This is a genomic window from Nocardia sp. NPDC058058, from assembly GCF_042885355.1.
Classification (GTDB): domain Bacteria; phylum Actinomycetota; class Actinomycetes; order Mycobacteriales; family Mycobacteriaceae; genus Nocardia.
The window spans coordinates 555,439-572,538 of sequence record NZ_JBHVSA010000002.1 but is presented as its reverse complement, the minus strand read 5'-3'; the positions used below and the strand labels follow the sequence as shown (position 1 = coordinate 572,538).

9 protein-coding genes are annotated in these 17,100 nt (G+C 66.9%); 6 read left to right on the top strand and 3 right to left on the bottom strand.

Features of this window, described 5'->3' with window-relative positions:
- Positions 1–173: 173 nt before the first annotated feature.
- The gene (locus ACFVUS_RS17390; RefSeq protein WP_387766792.1) at positions 174–1,793 is read left to right on the top strand and encodes an acyl-CoA synthetase; all 1,620 of its coding nucleotides are present in this window, start codon (positions 174–176) and stop codon (positions 1,791–1,793) included.
- A gap of 86 nt (positions 1,794–1,879) precedes the next feature.
- Entirely contained in the window at positions 1,880–3,421 is a 1,542-nt protein-coding gene (locus ACFVUS_RS17385) for a DUF222 domain-containing protein (RefSeq protein WP_387766788.1), read from the top strand.
- A gap of 341 nt (positions 3,422–3,762) precedes the next feature.
- Here ACFVUS_RS17385 and ACFVUS_RS17380 read toward each other — a convergent pair whose 3' ends face one another.
- A complete protein-coding gene (locus tag ACFVUS_RS17380) occupies positions 3,763–4,185 on the bottom strand; it encodes an EF-hand domain-containing protein (RefSeq protein ID WP_387766785.1) in 423 nt (140 codons plus the stop codon).
- Between the two features lie 116 nt (positions 4,186–4,301).
- Here ACFVUS_RS17380 and ACFVUS_RS17375 point away from each other — a divergent pair, with 116 nt between their 5' ends.
- Positions 4,302–5,795, top strand: coding sequence for a protein kinase (locus tag ACFVUS_RS17375; RefSeq protein ID WP_387766782.1), 1,494 nt, complete (start codon positions 4,302–4,304; stop codon positions 5,793–5,795).
- A gap of 54 nt (positions 5,796–5,849) precedes the next feature.
- Here the strand turns inward: ACFVUS_RS17375 and ACFVUS_RS17370 are convergent, their stop codons facing one another.
- Both ACFVUS_RS17370 and ACFVUS_RS17365 read right to left on the bottom strand, forming a co-directional pair.
- The gene (locus tag ACFVUS_RS17370; RefSeq protein ID WP_387766780.1) at positions 5,850–6,242 is read right to left on the bottom strand and encodes an SCO5389 family protein; all 393 of its coding nucleotides are present in this window, start codon (positions 6,240–6,242) and stop codon (positions 5,850–5,852) included.
- 57 nt (positions 6,243–6,299) lie between these two features.
- Positions 6,300–7,343: a nitronate monooxygenase gene (locus tag ACFVUS_RS17365; RefSeq protein ID WP_387769924.1), complete on the bottom strand. Its 1,044-nt coding sequence runs from the start codon at positions 7,341–7,343 to the stop codon at positions 6,300–6,302.
- 285 nt (positions 7,344–7,628) lie between these two features.
- Between ACFVUS_RS17365 and ACFVUS_RS17360 the strand changes: the two genes are divergently transcribed.
- The 3 genes from ACFVUS_RS17360 (at position 7,629) to ACFVUS_RS17350 (ending at position 16,945) form a co-directional block, all read left to right on the top strand.
- Positions 7,629–8,387 carry a M23 family metallopeptidase gene (locus ACFVUS_RS17360; RefSeq protein WP_375962909.1) on the top strand — a complete coding sequence of 253 codons (759 nt, stop codon included), beginning with the start codon at positions 7,629–7,631 and terminating at the stop codon, positions 8,385–8,387.
- A gap of 59 nt (positions 8,388–8,446) precedes the next feature.
- Positions 8,447–9,427, top strand: coding sequence for a helix-turn-helix transcriptional regulator (locus tag ACFVUS_RS17355; RefSeq protein WP_364641192.1), 981 nt, complete (start codon positions 8,447–8,449; stop codon positions 9,425–9,427).
- 198 nt (positions 9,428–9,625) lie between these two features.
- A complete protein-coding gene (locus ACFVUS_RS17350; RefSeq protein ID WP_387766776.1) occupies positions 9,626–16,945 on the top strand; it encodes an amino acid adenylation domain-containing protein in 7,320 nt (2,439 codons plus the stop codon).
- The last annotated feature ends 155 nt before the right edge of the window (positions 16,946–17,100 follow it).

The following is a 17,100-nucleotide window of genomic DNA, read 5'->3' as shown; positions in this document are numbered from 1 at the left end:
GGCCCGCATCCACTCGGTATCGGGAGGATGCGGGCCTCGGCGTGGGTGCGGCACACCGAGCCGGTTCGGCGTGCCGGGGTGCGAGGTTGCGCGGGCTCTGGCGGTGGGGCGGGTGCGCGGTTAGTTTGAGGGCAGATGCCCACAGTGGGGTGGGACGCGAGGATGGGGTGCGCATGACGCTCGGAGTGATTCGGTCGGTGGGGGAGCGGGCTTATCTCGAGCTCGAATCCGCGCGGCTGTTCCTGGATGCGGGGCTGGCGCGCATCGAATCGCCGACGGTGCTGCTGTCCGCGGCCACCGCCATGCTGCGCTACGGAACCATCGCCGCCGGGCTGCGCTTGTCGGCCGCGCGCTATGGCGGGCGCACCGCGCTGATCGATGAACTTGGTTCGCTCACCTTCGCCGAATTGGAGGACCGCTCCAACCGGCTCGCCAATGCCTGGCAGGCGCGCGGACTGAAACCCCGTGAGGGCGTGGCGATTCTGGCGCGCAATCATCGCGGACTGGTGGATGCCGTCTTCGCCGCGGCCAAATGCGGTGCGCGCATCATTCTGCTCAATACCGATTTCGCCGGGCCGCAGATTCGGGATGTGGCATCCCGCGAAGGCACCGATCTGCTGGTGTACGACGCGGAATACGCGCACATGCTCGATGAGGTCGCACCATTGCGGGGCAGTTATCTGGCGTGGACGGACGAGCCGAATGAGAACAGCCTGGAAGCGCTGATCGCCAACGGTTCTCCCGCCGCGCCGCCGTCGCCGGGGGTCGAACCCAAGATCGTCCTACTGACCAGCGGCACCACCGGCACCCCGAAGGGCGCGCCCCGGCAGGAGCCGAAATCCCTTGCGCTACTGGGTGGGCTGCTCTCCAAGGTGCCTTTCCGGGCGGGCGAGGTCACCGAATGCTGCGCGCCGATGTTCCATACGCTCGGATTCGCCTGCGGCATGCTGACTCTCGGCTTCGGATCCACGCTCGTCGTGCGCCGCAAATTCGATCCGCAGGCCGCGATCGACAGCATCGCGCGGAACAAAGCCACCACGGTGATCGCGGTACCGGTGATGCTGGCACGCATGATCGACCTCGGCGGCAAGGGCGTCACCGGCCGCGACCTGTCGGCGCTGCGCATTATCTTCGTAGCGGGGTCGCAATTGGGCGCGCAACTGTGCCGCGAGGTGACGGCCACCTTCGGTCCGGTGGTGTACAACCTTTACGGCTCAACCGAAGTCGCGTACGCGACCATCGCCACCCCGGACGATCTGGCGATCGAGCCCGGATGTGTCGGGAGCCCGGTCCTCGGCGCCCGGGTCGAGATCCTCGATGACGCGGGCAAACGGTTGCCCACCGGAAAGACCGGCCGCATCTTCGTCGGCAATTTCGCGCAGTTCGAGGGCTACACCGGCGGCGGGCACAAGGAGATCATCCGCGGCCTCATGTCTTCCGGCGATGTGGGGCATTTCGACAGTGCCGGAAGACTTTTCATCGATGGACGGGATGACGACATGATCGTCTCCGGTGGGGAGAACGTATTCCCCGCCGAGGTCGAGGAATTGCTGTACACGCACGCCTCGGTGCGGGAGGTCGCGGTGCTCGGTGTTCCCGATGAGCAGTACGGTGCGCGGTTGAAGGCGTTCGTGGTTGTGCATGCGGGGCAACGGTTTACGGAGGAAGACGTGCGAGAGTTCGTGAAGACGAATCTGGCGCGATACAAGGTGCCCCGGGAAGTTGTCTTCCTGGAGGAGCTTCCGCGTAACCCGACGGGGAAGGTATTGAAGCGAAAGCTCCTTGAAGCATGAGAATTAAAGGCTTATGCTTCTGAAAAGGATTGCATCACAATGTAATTCGGCTATTCTTGGGTGTTGTATTACGGTAGAATAAAGCTATGAATCCGGGGGGAAACACCGAACTGGCTGCCAGCGCAATCGCGCTGGCGGCGGCGGTGGATGGGCTCCTGGGGTCGAGTCTTGATCCGCATAGCGATGATGAGTTCATTGCGGTGATGCGTGAGGTCGAGGCCAGTGTGCGCAAGCTCGAAGCGGTCAAGCATCGGTTCACCAGCGAGGTCAGTACTCGGAGTTTGCCGGGGCGGTATGGGAGCCCCACTCCTGCGGCGTTTCTGCGGCAGACTCTGCATTTGTCCAATGCTGATGCGGTGTCTCGGGTGCGGGCGGCAGACAAGCTCGCGGTGCAAACGTTCACCACCGGAATTCTGGAAGCGCCGTTGGCGTATGTTGCCGAAGCCCAGCGTGAAGGAGCGATTTCCGGGGATCACGCGCGTCAGATCATGGCGATCATGAACCGGTTGCCCAGCGAGCTCGACATGGGCAAAAAGGAAGTCGCCGAGGAGATCCTGACCGATTACGCGCGCAACGGATTCCCCGACGCCCTGCCTCGTCTCGGGGAAGAAATCATGATGCGTGTGGACCCGGACGGGCAGTTGGCCAAGGACGCTGACCGGCAGCGGATGCGTGGGATCACCATCGGACGCCAGCGTGCGGATGGGATGTCCACGGTCTCGGGTGAATTGACCCCGACCCTGCGCGCGGTGCTGGATCCGGTGCTGGCCAAACTCGCCCGGCCCGGCATGTGCAACCCTGATGACCCGGAAAGCCCGTGGACCGCAGACGAATCCATTCATCGCGAGGTCGTGGAAGCCGCAGCTAAGCGTGACACTCGTTCGGCCGCGCAACGTACCCACGACGCGCTGTTGGGATTCCTGCGCCCGGAGATCGGTACCACCAACCTCGGTTCGCACCGTGGCCTGCCGGTCTCGACCGTGATCACCATGAGCATCGGTGAAGTCGAGCGCGCCGCAGGAGTTGTCACCACCGCATCAGGCGGCACCGTGTCGGTCCCCGAAGCACTCAAGTTGGCGTCGAAGTCGATTCCGTACCTGGCGATCTTCGACCCGAACGGTATGCCCCTGCATTTGAGCGGCAAGCGTGTCGGCACCAAAGCCCACCGCCTCGCTACCAAAGCCCAACGCCTGGCGTTGACCGCCGCCGAAAAAGGCTGCACCCGACCGGAATGCGACGCACCCGCCACCATGGCCGCCGTGCACCACATCGTCGAGTGGGCCAAGGGCGGACCCACCGATATCGAGAACCTCACCCTGGCGTGCGATTCCTGCCATGCCCTGGTCCATGACGGCCCGGGTGGTTGGAAAACGGTGGTCATGGGACCCGAAACCGACTACCCGGGACGCACCGGATGGATAGCGCCCTCGCACATCGACCCGACCGGGACACCCCGGGTCAATCACCGACACCACCCCGGTGAGTTGATGGCCGCATCCCTGGCCAGGATCCAGGAACGTGATCGATGCGCGGCTGATCGCCGCAAGCAGTGGTTGAACCGACGCAACGCGACCCTGAAACAGGGATCGCCGTCGGGGGCACCGCCATGGGTCCCGGGGCCTTCGTAGCAGACCCCTGCCCGAACCTCGCTTTCCAGCGGGGTTCAGCAGAATGCCACGAACTTTCGGAGCGGGAACCTCGCCTGCCGTACCCGGCTTTACCCCCACCCTCCGGAGTCCCTCTCACCTTCCAGCTCGGCTGGACGGTTGTGGTTACCTTCGGAACTACCACACCAAAGACAAACAAGCCCGCACGTCATCGACGGATTGCCCGAGGCCAAAGGTGTGTGTCGCCAGGGTGTTTCGAGGGTTTTGTCTCTTCCTGTCTTTGGGTCTTTATCTCTTCTCGTCCTGGCGTCTTTGTCTCTTGGGTTTTTGTCTTTGAGGTTCTTGTCTCCGATAGCCCGTCGTCAGCGAGCCAGTTTGGCGAGGAGAGCGGTGAATTCGGCTCGGGAGAGGTGGCCGTCGCCGTCGGTGTCGGCTGCTGCCAGGAGGGATTCGGCGGAGTCGGGGGAGAGGTCGGGGCAGGTGCGCAGGAGGGACTCCAGTTCTTCTACCTCGATGAGTTGGTTTCGGTTGACGTCGAAGGTGTCGAAAGCGGCGTCGGCGTCGGTGATTTCGGGGTCGCGGCCCAAGCGGGCGGCGTCGAATTCGGCGCGGGAGATGAGCCAGTCGCCGTCCGTATCGGCGGCGGCTACCAGGCGGTGGACGGCTGCTTCGTCGATTTCCAGGCCGAGGGCGGTGATTCCCGCGAGGATGTCGTCGGCGGAGATCTGGCCGTCACCGTCTCGATCCCAGAGGTCGAAGGTGTCGGCTGGGTCGTTGCTCGGCACGGGTGCTCCTCTATGCAGATTGTGGTCTCCGGCAGCAGAATTACGCACACGGGGAGTGGCGGTCAAGAGCGCGGGAGATACGTCACCCGAGGTCGTATGCTGAGCGCCTGCCCGATATGGGTGATTTGAAAGGACGACAGTTGTTGGGGGACGGGACGCTCGGTCACTACCGGCTCATCATGTTGCTCGGGCAGGGCGGTATGGGGCAGGTGTGGCTGGCTCAGGACACCCGGATGGGCCGTGATGTGGCACTGAAGGTGCTGCCCGCGGACCTGGCCACCGATATGGACTATCGGCGGCGGTTCGAGCGGGAAGCGCAACTGGCGGCGCGACTGCGCGGACCGCATATCGTGCCCATCCACAACTTCGGTGAACTCGACGGGCGACTGTTCATCGATATGGAGTTGATCGACGGGACCGACCTCGACGATGTGCTCAAACACCGGGGGGCTTACGCACCCGCCGCCGCCGTCGACATGGTGGAGCAGATCGCGTCGGCACTGGATATGGCGCATGACGCGGGGCTGATCCACCGTGATGTGAAACCGTCGAATGTCGTTGTGCTGCCCAGCGGCTTCGCCTATCTGATCGATTTCGGGCTGGCCCGCGGCGCGGGGTCGACGGCGCTGACATCCACCGGCGTCACCGTGGGCACCTGGGCCTATATGGCTCCGGAACGGTTCTCCGGGGTGGATGACATTCGCTCCGACGTCTACTCGCTGGCTTGCCTGCTGTTCGAATGTCTCACGGGCAAAAGGCCGTTCGGCGACAAGGACGCGGCGCAGCAGATGCTCGCCCATATGACCGCCCCGCCGCCGCGCGCCAGTGCGCTCGCGCCCGGTGTGCCCGCGGCATTGGATCGCGTGATCGCGCGCGGTTTGGCGAAGACCCCGGAGCAGCGCTACGACAGCGCGGGTGAACTGGCCGCCGCCGCGCGGACGGCGCTCGACGCACCGGCCCCGGTGCATGTGTCCGAACCCATACCGGTGCGCGGCCCGATGCCGGTGCCGCCCAACTATGGTCCCGCGGCGCAGGGGCAGCCGCAGCCGATGCCGAGTTATCCACCGGCCGCGCGGAGTTACGCCCCGGCGGCGCAGGGCGGCCAGGTCGCGGCTCCTGGCTACGCGGCGGCCCAGGCCAGGCTTTCGGTGGCGCCCGGCTACCCGCCGATGGCCGCCAACAGCTATCCGCCGGGTGCGCAGCGCTATGAGCCTGCCGCAGCGAGTTATCCGCCTGCGGCGCAGAGCTTTTCGCCCGCAACGCCGAGTTTTCCGCCCGCCGCGCACAGCTATCCGCCCGCCGCGGCGAGTTATCCGCCCGCCGCTCAGGCCTATTCGCCCACGTTGCAGCAGTTTCCGCAGCGGGGATCCGGGCCGCATCCCGCCCGGCCGCCGATCACGTTCTGGCGGGTGGTGTTGTGGGTGGTGATCGCCATCGGGTGCGTGTTCTTCGGCATGCTGACGATCGCGGCGGTCTGCATCACGTTCTCGCCGGGCTGGGGATCGTGGGGAGCCGGGATATTCGCCCACGTCTGGTTCGACGGGTCGTTCGCCGGATGCGTCTACGCGGCGTACCGCCAGATCAAACTGTTCCGGCGGCCGCGGGTCTGAGCACGCGCAGCGGCGCGGCCGGAATGCTCCGGCCGCGCCGATACCGTTGTGCGATCAGCAGTTACGGAGCTCCGGGCTCTGATTGAGCAGCTGCGCGCGGGTGGAGATGAAGGTGCTGTAGGTGTCGCCGCCGACCGCTTCGAGCGGGAATGCCGCGACGCGGTGACAGTTCTGGAAGGCGAGCTTGATCCCGAAATGCCGTTCCAGTCCGCCTCGGATGGCGTCCGAGGCCATGGCGCGCAACAGCTGGCCCCGGGCCACCTCGTCCGGCGGCGGAATCACATTATCCGCGTATTCCTCTGTGCCGGAATGTAAATCGGCCGCCACCCGGCTGACGACCTCATATGCGTAGGGCAGTGAGCTGCGGACGCATTCCACGAATTCGTCATCGCTGACTTCACCGCGTTCGGCGCGCTCGAGTAGTGCGCTGGGTACGTCGAGTGACATATCGCTCTCCTCATGGGATGGCGGATGGTGTCAGCCGATTCTAATCGCTAACGGTTGTCAATAACCCTGGATTCGGATCGAAACCGCCCTATTCAGAGCCTCTTTCGCTTCCCGGGACAGCTGCCGGACCAGCTCGCCGGCCGGTAGCTCGGGCGCGAGCGAATGTGCCTGACCTGCCCAGAGATTCACTTCGTCGGCATTGCCCGAGGCGCGCGCGGCGGCTCGCAAAGGACCGGTGGCGTAATGGATTTCGGGGTAGGCGGCGGGGGCCTGCTGATGGTCGAGCATGAACTTGTTGCGCAGCCCACGCGCCCGGCGGCCGGTGAAGGCGCGGGTGAGCATGGTGGGGGTGTCCAGGGTGATGGCATCGCGAATCAGTGGCGCGGTACCCGCTTCGGGGCAGCGCAGGAAGGCGGTGCCGATCTGCGCGGCCGCGGCTCCGGCGGTCAATACCGCCGCCAGGGCCGCGCCGGTGGTGATGCTGCCGGTGGCGATCACCGGCAGCTCCACGGCGGCGGTCAGGAGTTGCAGCAGCGCGAGCAGGCCCAGCGGATCCGCGGTGTCGTCTTCGGGCCGGTCGGCGAAGCTGCCGCGATGGCCGCCGGCCTCGCCGCCCTGCGCGATGAGCGCGTCGGCGCCCGCTTCTACCGCGATGCGCGCCTCGGCCACGGAGGTGACCGTCACCCAGACCTCGGTGCCGACCGCGTGCAGTCGCGCGATCTCCTCGGGCGACGGGCAGCCGAAGGTGCTCGAGACCACGCGCACCGGATCCGCGATCAGCAAATCGAGTTTGGCCGCCCAGCCGTCGGTGTCGAATCTCGCTTCACCGACCGGGAATTCGCGCGCCAGCTGATCAACATAGTCACCGAAACTGGTCACGGGACTAGGTGCGGAGGGGTAAAACAGATTCACGCCGAATGCCGCGGAGGTGAGGGTGCGAGTCTGCTTTATTCGCCCGCCGAGATCTTCCGCGCCGAGATATCCGGCTCCCAGAAATCCCAATCCGCCCGCATCGGAGACCGCGGCCGCCAGTTCGGGTGTGGACGGCCCGCCCGCCATGGGGGCCAGCACGATCGGCGTATTCAGCTCATCGAGTAGCACGTCCATCAGTGTGCGCTCCCGATTTCCGCACGTGATCAACCGGTGGCAGCTACCACCTGGAATCTTCGAACGCAAGGTTGCGGAATGGTCACGGGGGAGTATTGTTTCTGTCACAGCGATGCCGAATCGTTACCGGACCATCGAACGCTAGGACGAGTTTTGTCGCACCACAGAGAGACCGCGAACTCCGTATCAGTTATGGACTTGCTTGGTGATTCTGGTGCCGGTCGTGCTGGCGCCGTCGCACGTAAACGGCACCGGGCCGAACCCTCCACCGCTGACCGCGTGAAGGTCGCCGCCGGAGCCGCGGTCGCCGCGAGTGCCTTGATCGGCACCGCGACGCAGATGGTTCCCGCGCTGGCCCACGCCGCGCCGATCGCCCCCAATCATGAGGACAAATCGGCTGGACAGGACCTCGCACTGCGCGATGTGGCGCAGTCGGTCAAGCAGGCCGCCGATGTCGCCGCGCCTGCTCCCGCTCCGACAGCCGAACCGGTTGCGGATGGCGGAAAACCTGTCGCGGCTCCCGCGCCCGCGCCCTTCGGATTGCAGAATCTGCCGCCGGAGATCGCGAACCCCTTGGCGCAGGCCGAAGCCACGTTGAAGGATCTGCAGCAGAAGCTGGCTCCCGCCCCCGCGGTGCGGCCGGTCGATGTGGGCGTGATCAGCTCCGGCTTCGGTTCGCGCTGGGGCGCAATGCATTACGGGATCGACTTCGCCGATGCCATCGGCACCCCGATCCACTCGGTCATGGGTGGCACGGTGGTGGAGGCCGGTCCGGCTTCCGGTTTCGGTCTCTGGGTGCGCGTTCTGCAGGACGACGGCACCACCGCGGTCTACGGGCACGTCAATGACATGTACGTATCGGCCGGACAGCGCGTCAACACCGGCGATGTCATCGCCACCGTCGGAAATCGCGGCAATTCCACCGGACCTCATCTGCACCTCGAGATCTGGGACGCCAACGGAACGAAGACGGATCCTCTCCCATGGCTGGCCAGCAAGGGCGTAATCATGCAGCAGCAGTGGGGCCCGGACCAGTAGAGCGTTCACCGGCCCACGCGAACGGGCGCTTCCCGGACCGGCGCATGCCGGTGGGCGCGGTGACGACACTCGATGACCTATTCGACCCTGCCTCGTTGCACGGCCGCGCCTACGCGGTGCTCGTACAGCATCCGCGCTCGACCGCGTTCGAGGTGGCCGAGCGACTGGGCTGCCCGCCGCGCATAGCCGAGGCGGCGCTGGAAGCGCTGTGCCATCTCGAGGCAGCGGTGCGGCTGACCGAGAACAATGGCACCGTCCGCTGGGACGCGCATGCCCCGGAAGCCTTGTCCGAGGCCGAGACTCGACGACGCAGCGGCGATATGTTGCGCATGCAGTCGGCCGCGGCCCGGCTGGGTGAGACCTTCCGTTCGGTGCGGCGCACCACCGATGCCGACGGCGCTGTGGTCGCGGTCTACGAACGGCGGCAGCTGCTGGCCGATTTCGAGGATCTGCAGCATACGGCGCATTCGGTTGTGAAGGTTGTGGAGCGCGGACCGTTCCTGTCCGATGTGGAGACCGAGGAGCGGCTGTTCGAACTGAAGTCGGCTCGGATCACGGCGGGCATCGACTATCGGACGCTGTATCAGGAGACGATCTACCAGGACGCCGAGCGCCTCCGGCATGTGCTGGCGACCAATGCGGTCGGCGCGCAGGCTCGTACGCTGCCCGATCCGCCGATGAAGCTGATCCTGGCCGATGACCGCCGGGCGGTATTGGTACTGCACACCGACGAGCGGCGCGGGGATCCGATGGGCGTGCGGGTCGGACCGTCACCGACCTTGGATCTGCTGGTCAAGACGTTCGACTCGCTGTGGTCCATGGCCACGCCCATCTCGGTGAATCCCTCGGAATCCCTCGATGAGCGGGATCGCGCCATTCTGACCCTGATGAGTATGGGCGCGACCGATGACACCATCGCGCGACGGCTGGGCCTGTCGCGGCGAACCGTGGTGCGGCGCACCGCGAGTCTGCTGGAGCGGCTCGGGGCCAGCACCCGGTTCCAGGCGGGCGTGCAGGCCACCCGCAGAGGGTGGCTGTGAATGGCTGTGGCTCAGGTCACATGGTTGCAACGCTCCCGCTTGGGTACCGATAGTCACTGAGCTCGAGGCCGTGATCGCGGCTCCGTGAGCCCGATATGATTGCTCAGTCCGCCTACCCGGGCGCCGCCGTCGTCGACTTGGGTCGGCCGAAGGTCTTCGGCGTGGGGACCGTTTGACCCGAGAGGTGAATGCACTCGAATGGATACTGCCCGCCGTACAGCTCGCGGTTCTCGTCGGCGTCGGTCCGGCAGCCCTCTCTTCGGGCAGCTTCTCACCGCCGCGGTCGAATCCGCGGCCGATACCATCGCCATCCGGTACAACCCGACCGGTCAGCCCGCTGACCAGCGCGAGATCAGCTATCGCGACCTGGACGCGCAGTCGTCCCAGCTGGCGCGGGAACTGATCGGCCGCGGTGTCGGACCCGGCGATATGGTCGCCATCGGCATCACCCGATCGATCGAATCCGTGCTCGCGGTGTGGGCCATCGCCAAGACCGGCGCGGCCTATGTACCGGTCGATCCGGCCTATCCGCCGGACCGGATCGAACATCTGCTCACCGATTCGAGTGCGGTACTCGGACTGACCACCCGGGAGCATCGGGGATCGCTGGGCACCGCCACCTACTGGATCGAGCTCGATGATCCGGTGCGCGCGGAGCGCATCGCTTCGCAGCCTTCGCACCCGATCTCCTACGCGGACCGGGTGCGCGCGCTCACCGAGCAGCATCCGGCCTATGTCATCTATACGTCGGGTTCCACCGGTAAGCCCAAGGGCGTGGTGGTCACGCACACCGGCTTGGCCGGATTGGTCGCCGCCGAACGCGAGCACTACGACGTCACCGCGGATTCGCGAGTGCTGCATGTCTGTTCGCCGAGTTTCGATGTGTCGGTACTGGAGTTGATGCTGGCCTTCACCGCCGGCGCCACGCTGGTGATCGCGCCCGCCGGGGTATTCGGCGGTATCGAGCTCGCGGAACTGCTGGGGCGCGAACGGGTTTCGCACGTACTGATCACCCCCGGTGCGCTGGAATCGGTGGATTCGACTGGGCTGAGCGAACTTACGACCGTCGTGGTGGCGGGCGACAAGTTCGGGCCGGAACTGGTGAGCCGCTGGGCCACCGAGCAGCGGGCGTTCTACAACGGCTACGGGCCGACCGAGGCGACGATCCTGGCCACCAGCAGTGCGCCGTTGCTGCCCGGGGAGGCGGTGACCATCGGGTCGGCCGTGCCCGGTGTGGGCGCTTTCGTGCTGGACGCGCGGCTGCGGCCGGTGCCGGACGGTGTCGTCGGCGAGCTGTATCTGTCGGGTCCGGCGCTGGCGCAGGGGTACAACCGTCGACCGGGGTTGACGGCGGAACGATTCGTGGCCAGCCCGTTCGGCGAGGCGACCGGGGTGCCGGGGGCGCGGCTGTACCGCACCGGCGACCTGGTGAAGCGGACCGAATCCGGCGTCATCGAATACCTGGGCCGCTCCGATTTCCAGGTGAAGATTCGCGGTCTGCGCATCGAGCTGGGCGAGATCGACAACGCGCTCACCGCGCACGCGGATGTGGATTACGCCGCGACGCTGGGCAAGACGCTGCCCTCGGGTGCGGTGGCGCTGGTCTCGTACGTATTGCCACGGCCGGGCACCACGCTCGACGCCGATGAGCTCGCGGTATTCGTCGGGGAGTCATTGCCCGCGTACATGGTGCCCTCCGCCATCGTGCTGCTGGACGAGATTCCGCTGACGCCGGTGGGCAAGCTGGACCGCAATGCCCTGCCGGAGCCGGTATTCGCCGCCCGGGAGTTCCGCGCGCCCGCCACGGCCACCGAAGCGGCTGTCGCCGAGGTCTTCGCGACCTTGCTGATCCCGGATAACCCGGACGCGCGGGTGGGCGCGGACGACGACTTCTTCGAGCTCGGCGGCAACTCGCTGCTGGCCGCGCAGGCGGCGGCTCGAATCGGCACCGCGCTCGATGTACGGGTGCCGGTGCACGTGCTGTTCGAGGCTTCGACGGTGTCCGCGCTGGCACAGCGGCTCGACGGCGAGACCGCCCCGGCCGCAGGACCGGCGCTGGGTTCGCTGCCGCGCCCGGAGCGGGTGCCGCTGTCGTTCGCGCAGCAGCGCATGTGGTTCCTGAACCGGTTCGATCCCGACAGCGCGGTGGACAATATTCCGCTGGCGGTGCGATTGAGCGGTGCGGTCGATATCGAGGCCCTGCGGGCGGCCGCCCGGGATCTCGTTGCGCGGCATGAGGTTTTGCGGACCATCTACCCGGAGGTGGACGGCGAAGGGTACCAGCTGGTGCTCCCGGTCACCGATGCGCGGGCGGTGCCCGAACTGCCGCTGGTCGATATCGACGCCGCGGAGATTCCGGAGCGGGTGGCCGAAATCGTCGGCGCCGGTTTCGATGTCACCGCCGCGCCGCCGATTCGCCTGCGGCTGTTGCGGATTGCCGCCGAAGAGTTCGTGCTGGTCGCCACCGTGCACCATATTTCCGCCGACGGCGTGTCCATGGGACCGCTGGCCCGGGATCTGGTCACCGCCTATGCCGAACGGGCGCGCGGCGCCGAACCGCAGTGGACGCCGCTGGATGTGCACTACGCGGATTACGCGGTCTGGCAGCGCGAGACGCTCGGCAGCGAGGACGATCCGGAATCGCTGCTGGCACAGCAGATCGCGTACTGGCGCGCGACGCTCGACGATCTGCCCGATGAGCTGGTGCTCCCGTCGGATCGGCCGCGGCCCCCGGTCGCCTCGTATCAGGGTGGGACATACGGTTTCCGGATCAGCGATGAGGTGTACGCCGGGGCGCGGCGCTTGGCCGAATCCCGGAACACCACGCTGTTCATGGTGGTGCACGCGGCGCTGGCGGTGCTGCTGGCGCGATTGTCGGGCACCCGGGATATCGCCATCGGCACGCCGGTGGCGGGGCGCGGTGCGGCCGAACTCGACGATCTGATCGGCATGTTCGTCAATACGCTGGTGCTGCGCAGCGATGTCGATCCGGCGCTCAGCTTCGAGGAGCTGCTCAAGGGCGTGCGCGAGCATGACGTACGCGCCTTCGGGCATGCGGACGTGCCGTTCGAGCGCCTGGTGGAGCTGCTGGATCCGGCGCGATCGCAGGCGCGCAATCCGCTGTTCCAGGTCATGCTGGCATTCCAGAATATGGCGCCGACGCGCCTGGAGCTGCCCGGGCTGAGCGTGGCCGGTGCCGATCTCGAGATTCCGTTCGCGAAGTTCGATTTGCAGCTGACCATGGCCGAATCGCATGACGAGCGCGGCGACGCCAGTGGGCTGGCGGGTGAATTCTCTTACGCCCTGGATCTTTTCGATGAGGCCACGGTGGCGGTGTTCGCCGAGCGGTTCGAACGGATTCTGGGCGTGGTGGCCGCGGATCCGGGTATCGCGGTCGGTGATGTCGCCATTTTCGATGCCGCCGAGCGGCAGCGGGTGGTGCGCGAGTGGAATGCCACCGGATTCGATCTGGAGGCCGCGGTCGGACTGCCGGAAGGTGTTCCGGCGACGCTGGTTTCGATGTTCGACGCGCAGGTCGCGGCGACCCCGGATGCCATCGCGCTGGTCTTCGAGGACGAGGTCCTCACCTATCGGGAATTGCAGCGGCGGGCCAACCGGCTGGCGCGGCGACTCATGATGGGGCAGTACGCGCTGGAGCCGGAAGCGCTGGTGGCGCTTGCCATTCGGCGTTCCACCGAACTCGTCGTCGCGATGTACGCGGTGGTGCAGGCCGGTGCGGCCTATGTGCCGATCGATCCGGATCAGCCGCTGGACCGGATCGGGCATATTCTCGATACCGCGCAGCCCCGGATGATCCTGACCACGCACGCGGACGGCTTCGAGTCCGGGCGGGCCATCACCACCCTGCAGGTGGAGGAGCTGGAGCGCGCGGCGCAGAGCATCGACGGCGGCCCCATCGCGGACGCCGAGCGCAATCAGCCACTGGCGGCGGACAATACGGCCTATGTGATCTTCACGTCCGGTTCCACGGGTAAGCCCAAGGGCGTGGCGGTGAGCCACCGCGCCATCGTGAACCGGCTGGTCTGGATGCAGGCGGAATACCGGCTGACCGCCGAAGACGCTGTGCTGCAGAAGACTCCGGCGACGTTCGACGTGTCGGTGTGGGAGTTCTTCTGGCCCTTGCAGGCCGGGGCGCGACTGGTTGTCGCCAAACCGGATGGGCATCGCGATCCTGTGTATTTGGCGCAGGTAATTGCCGAACAAGGTATTACCACAGCGCATTTCGTGCCGTCGATGCTTTCGGTGTTCGTTGGCACGCTTGGTCGGTCCGAGGCAGCCGGGCTGCGCTTGCGACAGGTGTTCGCCTCCGGTGAGGCGCTGCCCGGCGGTACCGCGCAGCAGCTGCGCGAACTGACCGGGGCGCGACTGCACAACCTGTACGGACCCACCGAGGCCGCGGTCGACGTCACCTATCACGAGGTGACCGATCTGGACGGCAGCTCGGTGCCGATCGGCGCACCGGTGTTCAACACCCAGGTGTACGTGCTGGATTCGCGATTGAATCCGGTGCCGGTCGGTGTCGCGGGTGAGTTGTACCTGGCGGGTGTGCAGTTGGCGCGCGGATACGTGGCGCGACCGGATCTGACCGCCGACCGCTTCGTCGCCGATCCGTTCGGGCACGGCGAGCGCATGTATCGCACCGGCGACCTGGTGAAGTGGAGCGCCGCCGGAGAGCTGGACTACCTGGGGCGCACCGACTTCCAGGTGAAGTTGCGCGGTCTGCGCATCGAACTGGGCGAGATCGAGGCGGCGCTGCTGGCGCGGCCCGGTGTCACCCAGGCGGTCGTGGTGGTGCGCGCGGACGCGCACGCCGGGGATCAGCTCATCGGATACGTGGTGGGCGCGGCGGATGCGGACGAGCTGAAAGCCGCTCTGGCGCAGGCATTGCCGTCGTACATGGTGCCGTCGGCGGTGCTGGTGCTGGACGAGTTCCCGCTCAACGCCTCGGGCAAGCTGGATCGCAGGGCGCTGCCCGCGCCGGTGTTCGAGGCCAAGGTGTTCCGCGCACCCGCGACCCCGATCGAGGAGATCGTGGCGGGGGTGTTCGCGGATCTGCTCGGCGTCGATCGGGTGGGCGCGGATGACGACTTCTTCGAGCTGGGCGGCAATTCGCTGATCGCCACCCGGGCGGTGGCTCGGGTGAACGAGGCGCTGGACACCAATGTCGGCGTGCGTGAATTGTTCGAGACCGCAACGGTTTCCGGGCTCGCGGCGCGCATCGTGCCGGGCGCGGGCACCGGGGCGCGGCCGCCGCTGGTGGCCGGGGAACGGCCCGCGCGGGTGCCGTTGTCGCTGGCGCAGCAGCGCATGTGGGTGCTGAACCAGTTCGATCCGGATTCGCCCGCCTACAACATCCCGATGGCCATTCGCCTGCAGGGCGAGCTGGATGTGCCCGCGCTGCGGCAGGCGGTCGAGGATGTGCTGACCCGGCACGAGGTGCTGCGCACGCGGTATCCGGAGTCCGCTCCGGGCGCCGCGGCCTACCAGGAGATCCTGTCGGTGGCGCAGGTGCTGCCCGATGGGCTCGAGGTCGAGCGGGCAGCGGATATCGGTGCGCGGGTCGCCGAGCTGGTCTTCACCGGATTCGATGTGGCGGAACGGGTTCCGGTCCGGGTGCGGTTGATCACCGGCGATGATCCGGATGACTACCTGCTGGTGCTGGTGGCGCATCACATCTCCGCGGACGGGGCCTCCATGGCTCCGCTGGCGCGGGACATGATGACCGCCTATCTGGCGCGCGCCGCCGGTCAGGACCTGAACTGGACGCCGCTGGCGGTGCAGTACGCCGATTTCGCGGTGTGGCAGCGTGCGGTCGTCGGTGTGGAATCGGATGCGGAGTCCACCGCGGCGGCGCAATTGGCGTTCTGGCGGGAGCAACTGGCGGATCTGCCGGCGGGGCCGGGACTGCCGGTCGACCGGATGCGGACCGCCACCTCGAGCATGGCGGGTGCGTTCCTGGACTTCAGCCTGCCCGCCGAGGTGCACGCCGGACTGAATCGTATTGCGCGCCAGCACAACGCGTCGCTGTTCATGGTGGTGCACGCGGCGGTCGCGGCCTGGTTGGCGCGCCTGTCCGGCAACGGTGACGTGGTGATCGGCACCGCGGTCGCGGGGCGTGGTGAACGCGCGCTGGACGATCTGGTCGGCATGTTCGTCAATACGCTGACGCTGCGCACCGCCGTCGATGTGGCCGCGCCGTTCGACGCGCTGGTCGCCCGGGCGCGCGAAACCGATCTGAACGCGTTCGCCAATGCGGATGTGCCGTTCGAGCGGGTGTCCGAAGTGGCGGCGGCGGGTCGTTCGGCCGCGAATCCGCTACTGCAGGTGGTGCTTTCGCTGCAGAACACCGAGACGCCGGTGCTGGAACTGCCCGGACTGCGGGTGTCGGCCATCGATACCGATCTGGCGGCGGCGAAGTTCGATCTGCAGATCAGCATGGAACCGCGCGTGGGCGCGGACGGCGGGCTGGGCGATCTCGATGTGATCTTCGCCTATGCCACGGACCTTTTCGACGAGACGACCGTCGAATCGTTCGGGCGGGTGCTGGAGCGCATCCTGATCGCGGTGGCGGCGGATCCGCATATCGCGGTGGGCGACATCGCGCTGCTGGACGCACCGGAAACCGGTGTGGAGCAGCAGGTTTCGGAGGCTCCGGAGCCGGTGGCCGCGGTCACCCGCGGTGCGGCGCTGACCCAGGTGCTGACCACCGCGGTCGAGGATGATCCCGATGGCCCGGCGCTGGTCTGGGCCGATGAGATGGTGACGTACCAGGAGCTGGACGCGCGATCGTCGCGCCTGGCACGGGTGCTGATCGCGCACGGCAGCGGACCGGGCGCCGGTGTGGTGGTGCATCTCGAGCGCGGCGTGGAACAGGTCGTGGCCGCGTGGGCGGTGCTCAAGGCGGGCGCGATGCTGGTGCCGCTGATCGCCGCCGATGCGGCCGGGCTGGATGTGAAGGTCGGTGTGACAAGTGGTTCCGCGCCGGTCACCGCCGCCGGAATCGACTGGTTGGTGCTGGACGATCCGGAGGTGGTCGCGCAGATCGCCGCCGAGTCGAAGCGTCCGGTGACCTATGCCAGCCGGACCCGGGCACTGCGCGGGGATGACGCGGCGTTCGTCTCGGGCACGGGTGTGCTGAGTTATAACGGGCTGGCCGCCGCGGTCGAGCGGGTCCGCCTGGCGACGGAGCTGAGTTTCGAGTCCCGGACCTTCCACAGCGGTCCGGCCGATACCGCGCTGGCGCTGGTGGAGTTGGTCTCGGCGGGCGTGGTGGGCGCTTCTATCGTGCTGGTAGAAGAACTGGACGGTCTGTCTGAGGCATTGGCCGAGGAGTGGGTCACCCACCTGTACGCCGGGGCCGGGGACGAGTTCGCGCCCGGTTCGACGGCGCCGGATGACCTGCGGGCCGTAATTGTCGAGGGGGGTTCCCATTCCGGAGAATGGGAAAACGTGATTTTTACCACCCTCGCGGAAATTCCCGCAGGTCACGACCGCTGAAACTGGCACATGGACCGCCGTCTCAGACGGTCCATGTGCACTATCCACATAATTTTTCCTGGTTGTTCGCTATCGCCGGTTACTCTCCGAGAGCTGGCAACGATAGGCGAGCCGGCCCGCGCACCCTCGATGCTGTCGAGTCGCGCGCGGAAGCT

Coding starts and splice junctions, on each gene's coding strand:
- ACFVUS_RS17390 (WP_387766792.1), top strand. CDS start 174: ATGACGCTCGGAGTGATTCGGTCGGTGGGGGAGCGGGCTTATCTCGAG.
- ACFVUS_RS17385 (WP_387766788.1), top strand. CDS start 1,880: ATGAATCCGGGGGGAAACACCGAACTGGCTGCCAGCGCAATCGCGCTG.
- ACFVUS_RS17375 (WP_387766782.1), top strand. CDS start 4,302: ATGGGTGATTTGAAAGGACGACAGTTGTTGGGGGACGGGACGCTCGGT.
- ACFVUS_RS17370 (WP_387766780.1), bottom strand. CDS start 6,242: ATGTCACTCGACGTACCCAGCGCACTACTCGAGCGCGCCGAACGCGGT.
- ACFVUS_RS17350 (WP_387766776.1), top strand. CDS start 9,626: ATGGATACTGCCCGCCGTACAGCTCGCGGTTCTCGTCGGCGTCGGTCC.